General features: G+C 70.8%; 20 protein-coding genes and 5 tRNA genes. 6 read left to right on the forward strand and 19 right to left on the reverse strand.

Annotation, left to right across the window (positions count from 1 at the left end; translation table 11 throughout):
* Positions 1–29: 29 nt before the first annotated feature.
* A complete protein-coding gene (locus ACGFNN_RS09000; RefSeq protein ID WP_393554216.1) occupies positions 30–1,652 on the reverse strand; it encodes a DAK2 domain-containing protein in 1,623 nt (540 codons plus the stop codon).
* A 256-nt stretch (positions 1,653–1,908) separates the two neighbouring features.
* Here ACGFNN_RS09000 and rpmB point away from each other — a divergent pair, with 256 nt between their 5' ends.
* Entirely contained in the window at positions 1,909–2,094 is a 186-nt protein-coding gene (rpmB, locus tag ACGFNN_RS09005; RefSeq protein WP_026171429.1) for a 50S ribosomal protein L28, read from the forward strand.
* Positions 2,095–2,179: 85 nt separating this feature from the next.
* Here the strand turns inward: rpmB and thiD are convergent, their stop codons facing one another.
* Together thiD and ACGFNN_RS09015 are read right to left on the reverse strand one after the other, a co-directional pair.
* A complete protein-coding gene (thiD, locus tag ACGFNN_RS09010) occupies positions 2,180–2,983 on the reverse strand; it encodes a bifunctional hydroxymethylpyrimidine kinase/phosphomethylpyrimidine kinase (protein WP_393554218.1) in 804 nt (267 codons plus the stop codon).
* Positions 2,984–2,993: 10 nt separating this feature from the next.
* Positions 2,994–3,965, reverse strand: coding sequence for a thiamine-phosphate kinase (locus ACGFNN_RS09015; RefSeq protein WP_393554220.1), 972 nt, complete (start codon positions 3,963–3,965; stop codon positions 2,994–2,996).
* Between the two features lie 319 nt (positions 3,966–4,284).
* Between ACGFNN_RS09015 and ACGFNN_RS09020 the strand changes: the two genes are divergently transcribed.
* On the forward strand, positions 4,285–4,518 hold the full coding sequence (locus ACGFNN_RS09020) for an Lrp/AsnC family transcriptional regulator (protein ID WP_056791028.1): 234 nt from the start codon (positions 4,285–4,287) through the stop codon (positions 4,516–4,518).
* A gap of 20 nt (positions 4,519–4,538) precedes the next feature.
* Positions 4,539–5,027, forward strand: coding sequence for a DUF3515 domain-containing protein (locus ACGFNN_RS09025; protein WP_362554712.1), 489 nt, complete (start codon positions 4,539–4,541; stop codon positions 5,025–5,027).
* Between the two features lie 76 nt (positions 5,028–5,103).
* On the opposite strand, the gene ACGFNN_RS09030 is transcribed toward ACGFNN_RS09025, so the two are convergent.
* Genes ACGFNN_RS09030 through ACGFNN_RS09040 form a run of 3 tightly spaced genes read right to left on the reverse strand, consistent with a single transcriptional unit; the run spans position 5,104 to position 8,082 of the window.
* On the reverse strand, positions 5,104–6,288 hold the full coding sequence (locus ACGFNN_RS09030) for a D-alanine--D-alanine ligase family protein (protein ID WP_393554222.1): 1,185 nt from the start codon (positions 6,286–6,288) through the stop codon (positions 5,104–5,106).
* Between the two features lie 34 nt (positions 6,289–6,322).
* Positions 6,323–7,333: an NAD(P)H-dependent glycerol-3-phosphate dehydrogenase gene (locus ACGFNN_RS09035; protein WP_393554224.1), complete on the reverse strand. Its 1,011-nt coding sequence runs from the start codon at positions 7,331–7,333 to the stop codon at positions 6,323–6,325.
* On the reverse strand, positions 7,330–8,082 hold the full coding sequence (locus ACGFNN_RS09040; RefSeq protein WP_362554707.1) for a lysophospholipid acyltransferase family protein: 753 nt from the start codon (positions 8,080–8,082) through the stop codon (positions 7,330–7,332). The genes ACGFNN_RS09035 and ACGFNN_RS09040 overlap by 4 nt, the downstream gene beginning before the upstream one ends.
* A 152-nt stretch (positions 8,083–8,234) precedes the next feature.
* Between ACGFNN_RS09040 and cofC the strand changes: the two genes are divergently transcribed.
* The gene (cofC, locus tag ACGFNN_RS09045) at positions 8,235–8,918 is read left to right on the forward strand and encodes a 2-phospho-L-lactate guanylyltransferase (RefSeq protein ID WP_393554226.1); all 684 of its coding nucleotides are present in this window, start codon (positions 8,235–8,237) and stop codon (positions 8,916–8,918) included.
* A 10-nt stretch (positions 8,919–8,928) separates the two neighbouring features.
* On the forward strand, positions 8,929–9,132 hold the full coding sequence (locus ACGFNN_RS09050; protein ID WP_362554702.1) for a hypothetical protein: 204 nt from the start codon (positions 8,929–8,931) through the stop codon (positions 9,130–9,132).
* A gap of 99 nt (positions 9,133–9,231) precedes the next feature.
* Here ACGFNN_RS09050 and ACGFNN_RS09055 read toward each other — a convergent pair whose 3' ends face one another.
* The 4 genes from ACGFNN_RS09055 to leuC form a co-directional block, all read right to left on the reverse strand.
* Positions 9,232–9,885: an HU family DNA-binding protein gene (locus ACGFNN_RS09055; RefSeq protein WP_362666132.1), complete on the reverse strand. Its 654-nt coding sequence runs from the start codon at positions 9,883–9,885 to the stop codon at positions 9,232–9,234.
* Positions 9,886–10,027: 142 nt separating this feature from the next.
* Entirely contained in the window at positions 10,028–10,255 is a 228-nt protein-coding gene (locus tag ACGFNN_RS09060) for a hypothetical protein (protein ID WP_362554698.1), read from the reverse strand.
* A 104-nt stretch (positions 10,256–10,359) separates the two neighbouring features.
* The gene (gene leuD, locus ACGFNN_RS09065) at positions 10,360–10,953 is read right to left on the reverse strand and encodes a 3-isopropylmalate dehydratase small subunit (protein ID WP_393554229.1); all 594 of its coding nucleotides are present in this window, start codon (positions 10,951–10,953) and stop codon (positions 10,360–10,362) included.
* A gap of 5 nt (positions 10,954–10,958) precedes the next feature.
* The gene (leuC, locus tag ACGFNN_RS09070; RefSeq protein WP_365521449.1) at positions 10,959–12,383 is read right to left on the reverse strand and encodes a 3-isopropylmalate dehydratase large subunit; all 1,425 of its coding nucleotides are present in this window, start codon (positions 12,381–12,383) and stop codon (positions 10,959–10,961) included.
* Between the two features lie 176 nt (positions 12,384–12,559).
* Here leuC and ndgR point away from each other — a divergent pair, with 176 nt between their 5' ends.
* Positions 12,560–13,276, forward strand: a complete 717-nt coding sequence (gene ndgR, locus ACGFNN_RS09075) for an IclR family transcriptional regulator NdgR (protein ID WP_003966003.1) — start codon at positions 12,560–12,562, stop codon at positions 13,274–13,276.
* A gap of 274 nt (positions 13,277–13,550) precedes the next feature.
* On the opposite strand, the gene ACGFNN_RS09080 is transcribed toward ndgR, so the two are convergent.
* The 9 genes from ACGFNN_RS09080 to ACGFNN_RS09120 form a co-directional block, all read right to left on the reverse strand.
* Positions 13,551–13,623 (reverse strand) — tRNA-Glu (locus ACGFNN_RS09080).
* A 20-nt stretch (positions 13,624–13,643) separates the two neighbouring features.
* Positions 13,644–13,715: transfer RNA gene (locus tag ACGFNN_RS09085), tRNA-Gln, on the reverse strand.
* Between the two features lie 12 nt (positions 13,716–13,727).
* A tRNA-Glu gene (locus tag ACGFNN_RS09090) sits at positions 13,728–13,800 on the reverse strand.
* A gap of 84 nt (positions 13,801–13,884) precedes the next feature.
* Positions 13,885–13,957 (reverse strand) — tRNA-Glu (locus tag ACGFNN_RS09095).
* A gap of 19 nt (positions 13,958–13,976) precedes the next feature.
* A tRNA-Gln gene (locus tag ACGFNN_RS09100) sits at positions 13,977–14,048 on the reverse strand.
* Positions 14,049–14,133: 85 nt separating this feature from the next.
* Positions 14,134–14,844 carry an HAD family hydrolase gene (locus tag ACGFNN_RS09105; protein ID WP_393554231.1) on the reverse strand — a complete coding sequence of 237 codons (711 nt, stop codon included), beginning with the start codon at positions 14,842–14,844 and terminating at the stop codon, positions 14,134–14,136.
* Between the two features lie 157 nt (positions 14,845–15,001).
* Positions 15,002–16,483: a glutamate--tRNA ligase gene (gene gltX, locus ACGFNN_RS09110; RefSeq protein WP_393554232.1), complete on the reverse strand. Its 1,482-nt coding sequence runs from the start codon at positions 16,481–16,483 to the stop codon at positions 15,002–15,004.
* Complete coding sequence (locus ACGFNN_RS09115) at positions 16,476–17,252, reverse strand: fumarylacetoacetate hydrolase family protein (protein ID WP_362666121.1); 777 nt, start codon at positions 17,250–17,252, stop codon at positions 16,476–16,478. The genes gltX and ACGFNN_RS09115 overlap by 8 nt, the downstream gene beginning before the upstream one ends.
* 165 nt (positions 17,253–17,417) lie before the next feature.
* A complete protein-coding gene (locus tag ACGFNN_RS09120) occupies positions 17,418–17,600 on the reverse strand; it encodes a hypothetical protein (protein ID WP_393554234.1) in 183 nt (60 codons plus the stop codon).
* Positions 17,601–17,651 lie beyond the last annotated feature (51 nt).

The following is a 17,651-nucleotide window of genomic DNA, read 5'->3' on the forward strand; positions in this document are numbered from 1 at the left end:
CACCTTCCCGGCGGACGTGTCACCGGCGTTCACTCGACCCCGATCAGCAGGGGCGCGGCCTGGTGCCCGCCCCGGTAGACGACCGTGTCGACCGCGAGATACCCCTCGCGGACGTACGCGCCGAGCTCGTCGGCCAGGGTGTCGGGCACGTCCTCGCCGAGGACGAGGGTGACGAGTTCGCCGCCGGCCGACAGCATCCGGTCGAGCACGGTGCGGGCCGTTCCGGAGTAGTCCTCCCCGATGACGGCGACGTCCCCGTCGATGAGGCCGAGGACGTCGCCCGCCTGGCAGATGCCCGCCATGGTCCACGACTGACGCTCGGCGACGGCGAGTTCGGCGTAGCGGGTCGCCCCGGCGGCCGAGGTCATCGCGACGACGTCCTCGTCGAAGCTGCGGCCGGGTTCGTGGACGGCGAGGGCGGCGATGCCCTGGACGGCGGCCCGGGTCGGTACGAGGGCGACGCGGATGCCCTCCGTCCTGGCCTGCTCCGCGGCGGCGGCCGCGGCGTGGCGCAGTTGGGCGTCGTTGGGGAGCAGGACCACCTCGTGGGCGTTCGCCCGGCGGATGGCGTCGACCAGCTCTCCGCTCGCGGGCGGTTCCCCGGGGCGTGCCAGCACGGTGGTCGCCCCGGCCTCGGCACACAGGCCGGAGAGGCCGTCGCCGGGCACCACCGCGACGACCGCGCGCTGGACGGGGTCGCCGTGGGTGGCGCCCCGGTCGGCGGCGAAGTGGGTGATGCGGATCCGGTAGGGCCGGCCGGCCTCGACGCCCGCCTCGACTGCGGCCCCGGCGTCGTCGACATGGACGTGGACGTTCCAGAGGCCGTCGCCCCCGACCACGACGAGGGAGTCCCCCAGGGCGTCCAGCCTGCTCCGCAGGCGTGCGACCGCGTCGTCGGAGGCCTCCAGCAGATAGATGACCTCGAAGGCGGGGCCGCCGTCGGGGCCGGCCTCCGCGCAGTCCCCGGTCAGGGGCGGGTCCTCGGGGGCGGGGCCGACGGGCCTGCTCGTCGCCCGGCCGCCGACCGCTTCCAGCAGGGCGCCCAGCACGGTCACCAGCCCCTGTCCCCCGGCGTCCACGACACCGGCCCGGCCAAGGGCGGCCAGCTGGCCCGGAGTGGCGGCCAGGGCGGTACGGGCACCCTGGTACGCCGCGTCGAGCACGTCCTTGAGGCTGTCGCTCCCCCCGTCCGCCGAGGCGGCCTCCGCCGCTGCGGAGGCGACGGTGAGGACTGTGCCCTCGACCGGGTGTGCCACGGCCAGCCGGGCCGCGGCCGCAGCCCTGGTCAGCGCGGCGCGCAGGTGGTCGGCGTCACCGGCCTCGGCCAGCACCGCCGCCATGCCCCGCAGCAGCTCGGCCAGGATGGTGCCCGAGTTCCCACGGGCGCCGATCAGCGCTCCGTGCGCCATGGCCCGTACCGCGTCGGCTCGGGCGGGCACGGTGGAGCCCGTCTCATGGGCGGCGAAGACCGCTTCGACGGCGGCGGCCGCCGACTCGACCGTGAGGTACAGGTTGGTGCCGGTGTCCCCGTCGGCGACGGGGTAGACGTTGATGGCGTCGATGGCGGCGCGTTCCCGCCCCAGCGCGTCCAGGGCCAGTGAGCACCAGGTGCGGACCGCGACGGCGTCGAGGGCGTCGGGGGGCTGCGGCACCGTTGGTCCTCCTTGGGACGGCCGTGGGGGGCTGGCTGCACCGCAGGGTAGCCCTCGCGCGCGGGCCGTCGTGGACGGAGGGCGGTACGGAGGGCTGCGGGAGCCGTGGTAGTTTCGTATCTCCGAAGCAGGCGTTGTATGCTGCTTCGGTTGCCCGACGAGAGTCGGGACATTCCTCCGGTACCGCCACTTCAGTAAAATGATTCCGGCGTGCCGGAATTCACTGTAAGTGCATCTGAAGTCTTTGGAGTGACCCGTGGCTGCCAACTGCGACGTTTGCGGCAAGGGGCCGAGCTTCGGCAACAACATTTCGCACTCGCACCGCCGTACGTCCCGTCGCTGGAACCCCAACATCCAGCGCGTGCGTGCCGTGGTCGGTCGGACGCCGAAGCGGCTCAACGTCTGCACCTCGTGCATCAAGGCCGGCAAGGTCGCGCGCTGACGTCCCCGTCGTAGCGCAGCCTTCCGGTTGCCCAAAAAGCCGGTCCACCTCGGTGGACCGGCTTTTTGCTGTGCTCCGGCGGGGATCAGCCGCGGGTGAGCCAGCCGTGGTCGACGGGGCCGATCCCGGTGCCCAGCGCGAAGCCCGAGCGGATCGCGCCGGTGACGTACTCCTTGGCGCTCCGCACGGCGGTCGGTACGTCCTGGCCGTGGGCGAGCCCGCAGGCGATGGCCGAGGCGAGGGTGCAGCCGGTGCCGTGGGTGTGCCGGTTGTCGTGCCTGGGGGCGCGGAGCCAGTGCTCCGCGCTGCCGTCCGTCAGCAGGTCCACCGCCTCACCCGGCAGATGGCCTCCCTTGATCACCACCCAGTTCGGCCCGAAGGAGAGCATCTCCGCCGCCGCCCTGCGCATTCCGGCCTCGTCGGTGACGGTGATGCCGGTGAGCTGGGCCACCTCGTCGAGGTTGGGGGTGGCGACGGTGGCGACGGGGAGCAGCTTGGTCCGCACGGAGCCGAGTGCCTCGGCCGCCAGGAGCGGGTCCCCGTGCTTGGAGACACCCACGGGGTCGACGACGACGGGCGCGCGGGTCCCGGCCAGGAGTTCCGCGACGGTGTCGACGAGGACGGCCGAGGAGAGCATGCCGGTCTTCACGGCCTGTACGCCGATGTCGTCGACGACGCTGCGGTACTGGGCGCGTACGGCGTCCACGGGCAGTTCCCAGGCGCCTTGGACGCCCAGCGAGTTCTGTGCGGTCACCGCGGTGAGCACGCTCATCCCGTGCGTGCCGAGGGCGAGCATCGTCTTCAGGTCCGCCTGGATGCCCGCACCGCCGCCGGAGTCCGATCCGGCGACGGTGAGAACACGGGGCGGTATCGCGGCAGGTGAGGTCATGCCCCGGAATCTACTGGGCGTCCTCGATGGAACCGAAATGGTCCCAGCCGCCCTTGCTCGTCCAGGGCGCGCCGTCGACGGTGACCTGGGGCAGGGCCGAGGGGTTGACCACCTCTCCGATGACCTTCCAGCGGGCGGGGAGCTTCACGTCGGCCGGGAAGGTGGCCACGATCGCGTGGTCCTCTCCCCCGGTGAGCACCCACTGCAGCGGGTCGATCCCGACGGCCTGCCCGATGTCGGACATCTGCGAGGGGATGTCGATGAGTCCGGAGCGCAGGTCGATGCGGACCTTGCTGGCCTCGGCGATGTGCCCGAGGTCGGCGACGAGTCCGTCGCTGACGTCCGTCATGGCCGTGGCGCCCAGGCCGGCCGCCGCGGGACCCGCGTGGTAAGGCGGTTCGGGGCGCCGGTGGGCCTCGACGAAGGCCCGGGGCGAGCGGAACCCGCGGGAGAGGACGGCGAACCCGGCGGCGGACCAGCCGAGCCAGCCGGTGACGGCCACGACGTCCCCGGGCCGGGCACCGGACCGGGTGACGGGTTCGTGGTTGCGAAGGTCCCCGAGGGCGGTGATGGAGACGGTGATGGTGTCGCCGCCGACCACGTCCCCGCCGACCACGGCCGCCCCCGCGACCTGGCATTCGTCGCGAAGCCCGTCCATCAGCTCGGCGGCCCAGGTGACCGGCAGATCGGCCGGTACGACCAGGCCCAGCAGCAGCGCGGTGGGCACGGCGCCCATGGCCGCGATGTCGGCGAGGTTCTGGGCGGCGGCCTTGCGGCCGACGTCGTACGCGGTGGACCAGTCGCGCCGGAAGTGCCGTCCTTCGAGCAGGATGTCCGTACTGGCCACGACCCTGCGGTCGGGAGCGGCCACGACCGCGGCGTCGTCGCCGGGCCCCAGTCGTACCGCCGGAGTGGTGGTGAGCCGGGACGTGAGCTCTCTGATGAGCCCGAACTCCCCCAACTCGCCCACGGTTCCCTTCACCGAGTGTCACCTCTCATCTATCGCACCGGACACCTGTCCGGGCTGCTTCAGCGGCCGGAGGTCCGGTCCGCGGCCGGACGGCCTCGGGGGCTCCCCGGCCCCGGGACGTTCAGGCATCCCGTCCCCCTTCCGCTCCGGTGGGCTTGCGGTCGCGAGCCCCGTCTGCTGTCGGTACCGTCAAGACATACGTCAACTTCTGTGGTGCGTACGCCACGCTGTGGGCGTCATCCGGCCCACAGGTCTCCCCTCGGCGCGGGGCGACGCGATAACGTGGCGTCCCTTTCCCCCACATGATCCTCGTGGCCGCCCTGGAGGTTCCGTGGTACAGGCGTACATCCTCATCCAGACCGAGGTGGGCAAGGCGTCGATCGTCGCCGAGACCATCGCCAAGCTCCCGGGAGTGATCCAGGCAGAGGACGTCACAGGCCCCTACGACGTGATCGTGCGCGCGCAGGCCGACACGGTCGACGCCCTCGGCCGGATGGTGGTCGCCAAGGTCCAGCAGGTGGACGGCATCACCCGCACTCTGACCTGCCCGGTCGTCCACCTCTGACCCCTGTCTACGCTGGTCCGGTGACTCACACCCGCCGCCGGTCCCCCCGATTCCGTGTTCTCGCCCCGTCCACCGCCGCCTTCGTGCTGGCCGTGGCGGGCTGTTCCGTCGGCGGTGGACAGCCCTCGGTACCGGTTCCCACGCCGTCGCCGGAGGCGGCCGGGTACTGCGGGAAGCTGGACGAGGCCCTGCCGGAGACCGTCGCCGGTCTGGAGCGGAGTGATCCCTCGCCGGATTCGGAACTGACCGCCGGCTGGGGGGACGGGGCGATCGTACTGCGCTGCGGGGTGCCGCGGCCCGCGAGGATGGACGATTCCCAGGCGAAGGCCGTCGACGCGGACGGCGTCAACTGGCTGCTGGAGCAGCGTGAGGACGCCGGACCGCGGTTCACCACCACGTACCGCAAGGCGTATGTCGAGGTGACGCTCGGGACGGAGTACGCGCACGACATCACCCCGCTGTCCGCGTTCGCCGTACCCGTGCGCAGGACGGTCCCCGACAGCCTCTGAGGGCGTGAGGGGGCCTGCGGGGGCGTGAGGGCCTGTGGTGCGGGCCGCCCCTCGGCGGGGCGGCCCCGTGCGGACCTCAGCGCAGGCCGGTGGGCCGGTCGAGAGCTGCCTGGATCAGCCGGTCGACGAGCTCCGGGTACTCCACGCCGCTCGCCTGCCACATGCGCGGGTACATGGAGATCGGGGTGAAGCCCGGCATGGTGTTGATCTCGTTGATGACGAAGGTGCCGTCCTCGGTGAGGAAGAAGTCGGCGCGGACCAGCCCCTCGCACGCGGCCGCCTCGAAGGCGTCGACCGCGAGCCGCTGGACCTCCGCCGTCTGCTCGTCGGTGAGCGGTGCGGGGACCAGGCCCGCGGCGGAGTCGATGTACTTGGCCTCGAAGTCGTAGAACTCGTGCGCCGTGACGGGCGGGATCTCGGCGGGCACGCTGGCGCGGGGTCCGTCCTCGAACTCCAGCACTCCGCACTCGATCTCCCGGCCGCGCAACAGCGACTCCACGAGGAACTTGGGGTCGTGCCGGCGGGCTTCCTCGATCGCCTCGTCGAGCCCGGCCGCGTCGTCGACCTTGGTGATGCCCATGGAGGAGCCGCCTCGGGCGGGCTTCACGAAGAGCGGCCAGCCGTGTTCGGCGGCGAACTCCATGATGCGCTTGCGGGCGGCGGGCCGGTCGGACTCCCACTCGCGGGGGCGGACGACCTCGTAGGGGCCGACCGGCAGCCCGAAGGAGGTGAACACCCGCTTCATGTACTCCTTGTCCTGGCCGACGGCCGAGGAGAGCACCCCGGCGCCGACGTAGGGCACCCCGGAGAGCTCCAGGAGCCCCTGGAGCGTGCCGTCCTCGCCGTAGGGGCCGTGGAGCATGGGGAAGACGACGTCGACCTCGCCCAGGACCGTGGGGACCGCTCCGGGTTCGCCGACGACGACGTCGCGGTTGCCGGGGTCGACGGAGAGCGTGACGGCGCCCCGCCCGGACTCGGCCAGCTGGTCCACGTCCGGCACCTGCCGGTCCGTGATGGCCATCCGGGCCGGGTCGTCGGACGTGAGCGCCCAACGTCCGTCCCTGGTGATACCGATCGGCAGGACGTCGTACTTCGACCGGTCGATGGCGCTCATGATGGCGCCGGCCGTGACGACGGAGATGCCGTGTTCGGAGCTGCGGCCACCGAACACGACGGCCACGCGCGGCTTGCGGCCCTGCGCGGAGCTCCGCTCGGAGCTCAGGGGGCTCTCAGGGCTCTGGGAGAGGTTCTGGCTGCTCATATCGCGTTGAGCGTACCTGCTGGTAGGGCCTGAGTCAGCGTCGCTCGGGCTTCGCGCTGCGCGCCATCAGCTCCTTCAGAGCGACGACCGGGGGCTTGCCCTCGTGCACGATGCCCACGACGGTCTCGGTGATCGGCATGTCGACGCCGTGCCTGCGCGCCAGATCGAGCACGGATTCGCAGGACTTGACGCCCTCGGCGGTCTGGCTCGTGGCGGCGACGGTCTCCTGGAGCGTCATCCCGCGCCCGAGGTTGGTGCCGAAGGTGTGGTTGCGCGAGAGGGGTGAGGAGCAGGTCGCCACCAGGTCGCCGAGCCCGGCGAGTCCGGAGAAGGTGAGGGGGTCGGCGCCCATGGCGAGCCCGAGACGCGTGGTCTCGGCGAGGCCGCGGGTGATGAGGGAGCCCTTGGCGTTGTCGCCGAGGCCCATGCCGTCGGCGATGCCCACCGCGAGACCGATGACGTTCTTCACGGCTCCGCCCAGCTCGCAGCCGACCACATCGGTGTTGGTGTAGGGACGGAAGTACGGGGTGTGGCAGGCGGCCTGGAGGCGCCGGGCGACGTCCTCGTCCGCGCAGGCGACGACGGCGGCGGCGGGGCGCCGTTCGGCGATCTCCTTGGCGAGGTTGGGTCCCGTCACGACGGCGATGCGGTCCGCGGCGACGTCGGTGACGTCCGCGATGACCTCGCTCATCCGCTTGGCCGTGCCGAGTTCGACGCCCTTCATCAGGGAGACGAGCACGGTGCCGGACTCGATGTGGGGCGCCCAGTCGGCGAGGTTGGCCCGCAGCGTCTGCGAGGGCACGACCAGAACGGCGAAATCGGCGCCGCGAAGCGCTTCGGCGGGGTCGGTCGTGGCCCGCACCGACGGGGGCAGTTCGACCCCGGGGAGGTACTGGGGGTTGGTCCGGGTGGTGTTGATCGCCTCGGCGACCTCCGCCCGGCGGCCCCAGAGGGTGACCTCGCATCCCGCGTCGGCGAGGACCACGGCGAACGCCGTGCCCCATGAGCCGGTTCCGAAGACGGCCGCCTTTGCGGGGTGTGTCACGTCGTTCCCTTTCCCTCTGCCTTGCGCCGCTGTTCGGCACGTGCCCTGCGGTGATCGTAGAGCTCCGCGGGGGCCTTCTCCCCGCGTACCTCCTCGAGCTGGGCGGTGATCGCGGCCATGATGGTCTCGGTGGCCTGGCGCAGGACGTCGGGGGTGGGTTCGAGTCCGTAGAACCGGGAGAGGTCGACCGGCGGCCCGGCCTGGACCCGCAGGGTCTTGCGGGGGAACAGCCGGAGCTTGTTCTCCTTGGCGTAGGGCGGCATCGCGAGGTTGGCGCCCCACTGCGCGACGGGGATCACCGGGGCCTTGGTCATCAGCGCGACCCGGGCGGCGCCCGTCTTGCCGGCCATCGGCCACATGTCGGGGTCGCGGGTGAGCGTGCCCTCCGGGTAGAAGGCGACGCACTCCCCGCGCTCGATGGCGTCGACGGCGGCCCGGAAGGCGTCCAGGGCGTTGGTCGACTCGCGGTAGACGGGGATCTGCCCGGTGCCGCGCAGCATCATTCCGACGAAAGGCGCCCTGAAGAGCGCCGCTTTCGCCAGCAGGCGCGGAACACGGCCGGTGTTGTACTGCCAGTGGGCGTAGGACAGCGGATCCAGGTACGAGTTGTGGTTGACCGCGGTGATGAATCCACCGTCGTCCGGGATGTGCTCCATTCCCCGCCAGTCCCGCTTGAACAGAACCACCAGGGGCGGTTTCGCGATGACCGCGGCCAGGCGGTACCAGAAGCCGATTCTGCGGCGGGACACTCGGACGCCTTCCTCTAGGACCTGTGCTGCTGCGGGGCCTGCGGCCCGTGCTGCCTTCGCCCCGGGGCCCTGCTGTTGTGGAGAACACCGTACGCCTCACCTGTGGGGGCGGACCTCCGGGTCGTGCCACCGGCAGGCGAGAATAAGGGCTGATGCGTACCGAGGGGGAGATCGCCACGAACACCGACCCGACCGGGCCCTGGTCCCTGGTCGTCCCGCTGAAACCCCTGGCACAGGCCAAGAGCAGGCTGGGCCGGGCGGTCGGCGGGGATCTGCGGCCGCGCCTTGCCCTGGCGTTCGCGCAGGACACCGTGGCCGCCGCGCTGTCCTGTCCCGGGGTGCGGGATGTGGTGGTCGTCACGGACGATCCGGTGGCCGGGCCGGCCTTGGCGGCGCTCGGCGCCCGCACGGTGCCCGACGCCCCGGCGGCCGGCCTCAACGCCGCCCTGGAGCACGGTGCGCGGGCGGTGGCCGCCCGGCGCGGCCGCGCGGCGGTGGCCGCACTGAACGCGGATCTCCCGGCACTGCGCCCCGAGGAATTGGCGCGGGCGCTCGAATTCTCGTCGGAATTTCCGCGCACATTTGTATCGGACGCCCAGGGAATCGGCACCACTTTTCTTTCCGCGACTTCCGGTACGGAATTGCGCCCGGTGTTCGGAGGGCCGTCACGGACGGGACATCTGGCCTCGGGTGCGGTGGAGATCCGGCTGCCGGGCCTGGACTCGGTCCGCCGGGACGTGGACACGGGCGAGGACCTTCGGGCGGCGCTGGCGCTGGGGGTCGGACCGTTCACCGCGGGCCTGGTGGCCCCGGCCGTGCCCGCGGCGGAGCGATAGGCTGCGGCCCATGCAGGCGACCTCGTTCACGTACGACTCCGAGACCCGCACCGGCAGCGTGCTGCTCGACGACGGCACTCCGGTGGACTTCGACGCCGCCGCGTTCGATGCGGGAGGGCTCAGGCTGCTGCGTCCGGGCCAGCGGGTGCGGATCGAGACCGAGGGGTCGGGTGCCTCACTGCGGATCACCCTGGTGACGCTCCAGACCCTCTGAGCGCCCTCCCGGCCAGGTGAGGGCCCCGAACAGCCCGCGGGCCGGGCTCCCCTAGGGGAGCCCGGCCCGGCGCGTCTGAGGAACGAGCGGTGCCCGGTCTCACTTCTTGCGTGCGGTGGCCTTCTTGGCAGTGGTCTTGCGCGCGGTGGTCTTCTTGGCGGGCGCCTTCTTGGCCGTGGCCTTCTTCGCGGGCGCCGTCTTGGCGGCGGCCGTCTTCTTCGTGGCGGTGGCCTTCTTCGCCGGCGTCGCCTTCTTCGCGGCGGCCGTGGTCTTCTTGGCGGCGGCGGTGGTCTTCTTCGCCGTGGCCTTCTTCGCGGCGGCCGTGGTCTTCTTGGCGGCGGCGGTGGTCTTCTTCGCCGTGGCCTTCTTGGCGGTGGCCTTCTTGGCGGCAGCCTTCGCCGTCGTGCGGGTGGAAGAACCGCCCGAGAGGCTGCCCTTGGGGGCCTTCTTGACGGCCACGTCGTTCTTGGGGAGCTTCTTGGAGCCGCTCACCAGGTCCTTGAAGCCCTGTCCCGCGCGGAAACGGGGCACGGAGGTCTTCTTGACCCGTACGCGCTCGCCCGTCTGCGGGTTACGGGCGTACCGGGCGGGGCGGTCGACCTTCTCGAACGAACCGAAGCCGGTGACCGAGACACGGTCCCCCGCGACGACCGCGCGGACGATCGCGTCGAGCACCACGTCGACAGCGTCCGCGGCCTGCTGACGGCCGCCGACCTTGTCGGCAATCGCTTCTACGAGCTGCGCCTTGTTCACGTCTTCCCCTTCGGAGACATTGCCGGAACGAAACTGTTCTGGCCTTTTCGCACGTTAGGTAGATATATACCGCAAATCAAACACGAAACGGGCGAATCACCCTAGTGCCGCAACGAAGTCGACCGCTGCGCTGTCCGCAGAGTCAGTCACCTTCGGGGAATCGGCCCTCGTCGAGGTCCTTCATCAACCGGTCCAGACGCCTTGCCGCGCCTGGGAGATCGTGCTTAGCCGCGGCCGTCACGGCCAACAGCTTCCGGGACAGCGCCATCCGTACGCCCTCCGGGACTTGCAGTGCGCGCACTTTTAGGTGCGCTTCCTTCAGTTGGTCGGCGACGCGGCCGTAGAGCTCGAGTTGGCTGTCGCGTTCCATGCACCGATTGTGCCATCTGGGGCGAGTTGTCGCCCGAGGGGGTCTCAACAAGCGACTGCGCCCCCTGCCGGTCGGCAGGGGGCGCAGTTCGGGAAAAGCGCTGCTCAGGCGTCAATTGTGCGCGGCTTGTAGGACGGCCTGGCCGCCTCGTAAGCCGCGATGTCCGCTTCGTTCTGAAGGGTGAGGCTGATGTCGTCCAGCCCGTTCAGCAGACGCCAGCGGGCGTTCTCGTCGAGCTCGAAATCGGCCGTGATGCCCTCGGCCAGCACCTGGCGCTTCTCGAGGTCGACCGTGATCTCGGCCGTGGGGTCGGCCTCCGTCAGCTCCCAGAGGCTGTCGACGACCTTCTGGTCCAGGACGACGGTCAACAGACCGTTCTTCAGGGAGTTGCCCCGGAAGATGTCGGCGAACCGGGAGGAGATGACCGTCTTGAAGCCGTAGTTCTGCAGCGCCCAGACGGCGTGCTCACGCGAGGAACCGGTACCGAAGTCGGGTCCGGCGACCAGCACCGAGGCGCCCTTGCGCTCAGGGAGGTTGAGGACGAAGTTCTCGTCCTTGCGCCAGGCTTCGAAGAGCCCGTCCTCGAAGCCGTCACGCGTGACCTTCTTCAGCCAGTGCGCGGGGATGATCTGGTCGGTGTCGACGTTGCTGCGGCGCAGCGGGACGGCCCGGCCGGTGTGTGCGGTGAATGCTTCCATGACTCTCAGACTCCGGCGGGCGTACGGACGTCGGACAGGTCGGCGGGCGAGGCCAGATGGCCCAGCACGGCGGTGGCGGCGGCGACCTGCGGGGAGACCAGGTGGGTGCGGCCGCCCTTGCCCTGCCTGCCCTCGAAGTTGCGGTTCGAGGTGGAGGCGGAACGCTCACCGGGGGCCAGCTGGTCGGGGTTCATCCCGAGGCACATCGAGCAGCCCGCGTGCCGCCATTCGGCTCCTGCCGCGGTGAAGACCTTGTCCAGGCCCTCCTCGACCGCCTGGAGGGCGACCCGGACGGATCCCGGGACGACCAGCATGCGCACCCCGTCGGCGACCTTGCGGCCGTCGAGGATCGAGGCGGCGTTGCGCAGGTCCTCGATACGGCCGTTGGTGCAGGACCCTACGAAGACGGTGTCGACGTTGATGTCACGCAGCGGCTGGCCGGCGGTCAACCCCATGTACTCCAGGGCCTTTTCGGCGGCATGGCGCTCCGAAGCGTCCTCGTACGAGGCCGGGTCGGGGACGCTGGCCGACAGCGGCGCGCCCTGGCCGGGGTTGGTGCCCCAGGTGACGAACGGCGCGAGTGCGGCACCGTCGATGACGACCTCGGCGTCGAAGACGGCGTCGTCGTCGGTGCGCAGCGTCTTCCAGTACTCCACCGCCGCGTCCCAGTCCTCGCCGCGGGGCGCGTGGTCGCGGCCCTCGAGATAGGCGAAGGTGGTCTCGTCCGGGGCGATCATGCCCGCGCGGGCACCGGCCTCGATCGACATGTTGCAGATGGTCATCCGGGCCTCCATCGAGAGCTTCTCGATGGCGGAGCCCCGGTATTCCAGGATGTAGCCCTGGCCACCGCCGGTACCGATCCGGGCGATGATGGCCAGGATGAGGTCCTTGGCGGTGACGCCGTCGGGGAGTTCACCCTCGACGGTGATCGCCATGGTCCGGGGGCGGGCCATCGGCAGCGTCTGGGTGGCCAGGACGTGCTCGACCTGGCTGGTCCCGATGCCGAAGGCCAGCGCGCCGAAGGCGCCGTGGGTGGAGGTGTGCGAGTCACCGCAGACGACCGTGGTGCCGGGCTGTGTCAGGCCGAGCTGCGGACCGACCACGTGCACGACGCCCTGCTCGACGTCCCCCAGCGGGTGCAGCCGCACGCCGAACTCCGCGCAGTTCTTGCGCAGGGTCTCCAGCTGGGCGCGGGAGACCGGGTCGGCGATCGGCTTGTCGATGTCGAGGGTCGGGGTGTTGTGGTCCTCGGTGGCGATGGTGAGGTCGAGGCGCCGCACCGGGCGGCCGGCCTGACGCAGGCCGTCGAACGCCTGCGGGCTGGTCACCTCGTGCAGCAGGTGCAGATCGATGAAGAGGAGGTCGGGCTCGCCATCGGCGCGCCGGACGACATGGTCGTCCCAGACCTTCTCCGCGAGTGTCCTACCCATCGCTTTCCCTCCGGCCGGCGTCATCACCGGCCCAACTAGAGATTTCGAGTGCCGCCGCTCGCACCCCCCTGGCGGGGCGGCGGCCGTGGGGCCGACGTACGGCCTCGGATACAGGTTCGCAAGTTCCGGGAAAAATTGAACTTGCGTTTCACAGAGTGAGACGCGAGTATCGTCGTATGGACAACTCTAGCGGCGTCGGCGTTCTCGACAAGGCAGCTCTGGTATTGAGCGCCCTGGAGTCCGGTCCGGCCACCCTCGCCGGGCTGGTCGCGGCGACCGGGCTCGCACGACCCACGGCTCACAGACTCGCCGTGGCACTCGAACACCACCGCATGGTGGCGAGGGACATGCAGGGCCGTTTCATTCTCGGCCCCCGCCTCTCGGAACTCGCGGCCGCGGCCGGCGAGGACCGGCTCCTGGCGACGGCCGGACCCGTACTCACACATCTGCGCGACATCACCGGCGAGAGCGCGCAGCTCTACCGCCGGCAGGGCGACATGCGAATCTGCGTGGCCGCGGCGGAGCGCCTGTCCGGACTGCGGGACACCGTGCCGGTCGGCTCCACGCTCACCATGAAGGCGGGCTCCTCCGCGCAGATCCTGATGGCCTGGGAGGAGCCGGAGCGGCTGCACCGGGGCCTGCAGGGCGCCCGCTTCACCGCCACCGCCCTCTCCGGGGTGCGCCGGCGGGGCTGGGCCCAGTCGATCGGCGAGCGGGAGCCGGGGGTGGCGTCCGTCTCGGCACCGGTGCGCGGACCTTCGAACCGGGTGGTCGCCGCGGTGTCGGTCTCGGGCCCGATCGAGCGCCTCACCCGCCACCCCGGCAGGATGCACGCCCAGGCGGTCATCGACTCGGCCGCGCGGCTGAGCGAGGCGCTGCGCCGCACGGGCTGAAGCGCGTACCGGAACCACCTGGGCCACGCCCTCCGCCGCCGGCCTGACCGGGGGCCACGCGACCGCCCCTGCCCGCCGATTCACCTTCGAGGCCGCCCCAGCGTCGTGGCGGCCCCCCTCCCGGACCTCTCGCAACAGGCCTGCCCTCCAAGGGAAGTGGCCCCGCTGTTCCCCGACTCCCCCTGGACCGAAGGGAATCCGGAACAGCCTCTTCGCGAGGACAAGGAAAAAGGCCCTCCACCGGAGTGAAGGGCCTTTCCGTACTGCTCTGTTGTACCCCCGACCGGATTCGAACCGGCGCTACTGCCGTGAGAGGGCAGCGTGCTAGGCCGCTACACAACGGGGGCGTGGTTACTGCTGACTTGCGCTGGGCTACCAGGACTCGAACCTAGAATGACGGTACCAGAAACCGTAGTGTTGCCAATTACACCATAGCCCATGGTGTGACAAGTACCCCCGACCGGATTCGAACCGGCGCTACTGCCGTGAGAGGGCAGCGTGCTAGGCCGCTACACAACGGGGGCCCTGGCGATCCTCATCCGGCCGGAGCCGGATGGTGTCACCGCTGGAACGTGGGTGCGACCCTGTGTTCCTGCGGGATGGATCTGTACCCCCGACCGGATTCGAACCGGCGCTACTGCCGTGAGAGGGCAGCGTGCTAGGCCGCTACACAACGGGGGCTTGTTACTTCGGTCTTGCGCTGGGCTACCAGGACTCGAACCTAGAATGACGGTACCAGAAACCGTAGTGTTGCCAATTACACCATAGCCCACTGAAACGCAACCCCTGAGGGTGTTGTTTCTGTCTGCGCTTCCCGGCCGGATCTTTCGGCCCGCTCGGGCGGCGCAGAAAGAACATTACCCGAAGGTGTCCGACGCTCCAAAACGGGTATCGCCCGCCAGCAGGGCGGGGAGCTCGGCGAGCCCCGTGATCCGCGTGAGCTCGGGGCGTCCGCCCCGTCCGCGCCGGTCCAGCCACACACCGGCGAGACCCGCGGCAACGGCGCCGGCCGCGTCGATGTCCGGCTGGTCCCCGACGTAGACGACCTCGTGAGGATCGAGCTCCATCGCCTCGCAGGCCGCGCGGAAGGCCCTGGCGTCCGGCTTCCAGATCCCGAGCTCCTGGGCGCACAGCAGGACCTCGAAGCGGTCCCGCACGCCGAGGGCCCGCAGCTTCCGCTCCTGATGGTCGACGGCGGAGTTCGACAGGATCGCGTGCCGGTGCGTGGCGGCCAGCGCGTCGAGGACGGGTACGGCGTCCGGGAAGAGCTCCCAGGAGCTCTCGTAGTGCCCGACATACCGGTGGAACCAGGCGTCGGCGTCCTCGTCGCTCAGCTCGGCCTCCAGGAACTCCCGCACCCGGTCCCGGCAGTGCGCGGGCCAGTCGGACTCCCCGGCGGCGACGCGCTTCCAGTGGGCGGAGGCGATGGACATCCACCGGTCGTGGTGGTCCTCGTCACTCTCGGGCAGCCCCTCCGCCCGGAGGTGCCGCAGCAGGCCCGTCCGGTCCGAGCCCGCGTAGTCGAAGATCGTGTCGTCCACGTCCCAGAGGACCGCGCGAATCACCATGTACGAGAACCTACCCGCCCCGGAGCGCGGAGAAGCCGGTTACGCGGGCGACGGCGACCACGTCCCGCCGCCGGCTTCCGGGGGCGCGCAGGCGGCCCGAACGACCGGAGGCCGGGCTCCCCGTGGGGGGAGCCCGGCCTCCGGTACGTGTACGGCGTTACGCGGCCAGCTTGGCCAGTGCCGCGTCGATCCGGGCGATCGTCTTCTCTCGGCCCAGGATCTCCAGGGACTCGAAGAGCGGAAGCCCGACCGTGCGGCCGGTGACGGCGACCCGGACCGGGGCCTGCGCCTTGCCGAGCTTGAGACCGTGCTTCTCACCGGCGGCGAGCACGGCGGCCTTGAGGGCCTCCGCGTTCCACTCGGCGGCCGTGAGTTCGGCGCGGGCCGTGACGAGCAGGGCGTCGGAGCCCTCCTTCATCGCCTTCGCCCAGGAGGCCTCGTCGTGGACGGGCTCGTCCAGGAAGAGGAAGTCGACGTTGGCCGTGATGTCCGAGAGGACCGTCACGCGCGTCTGGGCGTGCGGGGCGATCTCGGCGAACTGCTCCGCGTCGAAGGCCTCGGGCGCCCAGGGCGCGAACGGCGCCCGCAGCCAGGGGCCGCACGCCTCGGTGAAGGTCTTCACGTCGATCATGCGCAGGTGCTCGGCGTTGACGTGCTCGGCCTTCTTCAGGTCGAAGCGCGCCGGGTTGGCGTTGACGTCCGCGATGTCGAAGGCGGCGACCATCTCGTCCCGGCCGAAGATGTCGCGGTCCTCCGCGATCGACCAGCCGAGCAGCGAGAGGTAGTTGAGCAGCCCCTCGGGCAGGAAGCCGCGCTCGCGGTAGAGGTTGAGCGAGGCCTGCGGGTCACGCTTGGAGAGCTTCTTGTTGCCCTCCCCCATGACGTACGGGAGATGGCCGAAGGCCGGGATGTCCTTGGCGATCCCCAGCTCGATGAGCGCCCGGTACAGGGCGATCTGGCGGGGGGTGGAGGAGAGGAGGTCCTCACCGCGCAGGACGTGGGTGATCTCCATCAGGGCGTCGTCGACCGGGTTGACGAGCGTGTACAGCGGCGCGCCGTTGGCGCGGACGATGCCGTAGTCCGGGACGTTCTCCGGCTGGACCGTGATCTCGCCGCGGACCAGGTCGGTGAAGGTGATCGCCTCGTCGGGCATCCGGAAGCGGACGATCGAGGTGCGGCCCTCGGCCTCGTACGCCGCCTTGCGCTCGTCGCTCAGGTCGCGGCAGTGGCCGTCGTAGCCCGACGGCTTGCCGGCGGCGCGGGCGGCGTCGCGGCGGGTGTCGAGCTCCTCGGTCGTGCAGTAGCAGGGGTAGGCGCGCCCGGCCTCCAGGAGCTTGGCCGCGACGTCCTTGTAGAGGTCCATCCGCTGCGACTGGCGGTACGGGGCGTGCGGGCCGCCGACCTCGGGGCCCTCGTCCCAGTCCAGGCCGAGCCAGCGCATCGAGTCGAGCAGCTGGGTGTAGGACTCCTCGGAGTCCCGCGCCGCGTCGGTGTCCTCGATGCGGAAGACCAGGGTGCCCTTGTGGTGGCGCGCGAACGCCCAGTTGAACAGGGCGGTGCGGACCAGGCCCACGTGGGGGTTGCCGGTCGGGGAGGGGCAGAAACGTACGCGTACGGGTGCGTCTGGTGCGTTAACCACGCTTGATCACCTTGTTGGTGAGAGTGCCGATGCCTTCGATGGTGACGGCGACCTCGTCGCCGACGTGCAGGGGTCCCACCCCTGCGGGGGTCCCGGTGAGGATCACGTCGCCCGGGAGCAGCGTCATCGCCTCCGTGATGTGGACGACCAGGTCCTCCACGGAGCGGATCATGTCGCTCGTCCGGCCGAGCTGGCGCTGTTGGCCGTTGACCGTCGCCTGGATGGCCAGATCGCCGGGGTCGACGTCGGTCTCCACCCAGGGACCGATCGGGCAGGAGGTGTCGAAGCCCTTCGCCCGGGCCCACTGGCTCTCCCTGCGCTGGACGTCGCGGGCGGTGACGTCGTTGGCGCAGGTGTAACCGAAGACGACGTCCTTCACACGCTCACGCGGGACCTCGCGGCACATACGGCCGATCACCACGGCCAGCTCGGCCTCGTGGTGCAGCTCCTCGGAGAAGGAGGGGTACTCGATGGAGTCGCCGGAGCCGATCACCGAGGTGGTGGGCTTGAAGAAGGCGACGGGCACATCCGGGACCTCGTTGCCCAGTTCGGCGGCGTGTTCCGCGTAGTTGCGGCCGATGGCCACGACCTTGTTGGGAAGCACGGGCGGCAGCAGCCGGACCTTCTTCAGCGGGACCTTGGTCCCCGAGAGCTCGAAGTCGGTGTACGGGATGCCCTTGATGATGTCGAGCACGAGGCTGTCGGGGCTGTCGCCCTCGACCGCGCCGAAGGCGACATTGCCGTCGATGGAGAACCTGGCGATGCGCACGGGATGCTGTCGCCCCTCACTTGCTGGCTGGCTGAAGACTGACGCTCCAGGCTAGCGCGCGTGAGGGGGCCCGCCGTGCGCCTCGCCCCGTGGGACGCCGGGCCCATGTCGTGGGCGTGTGGTTGCCTCCCCGGCGGGGACGACGGAACCACACGCCCAAGAGAACTAGCGCGCGATCGCGGCAGGGGCCTCCATGAGGATGGTGCGCCGCGGGTTGGCCGTCTGGCTGGGCAGGTCGACGGCGTGCTCCCGCTGCTCCGGCCCCTGCAGGGCGTCGGCGCCCTCGAGGTGCGCCAGTGTCGTGCGCCGGGGGTTTGCAATATTGCGGGAGACCATCGTCGTCTTCATCTGCCGTTCGGACCCTTGTCGCTGGGGCGCTGCCCGGAGGTGCGCCGGTTG

The sequence above is a fragment of the Streptomyces sp. NPDC048590 genome, assembly GCF_043199535.1.
Classification (GTDB): domain Bacteria; phylum Actinomycetota; class Actinomycetes; order Streptomycetales; family Streptomycetaceae; genus Streptomyces.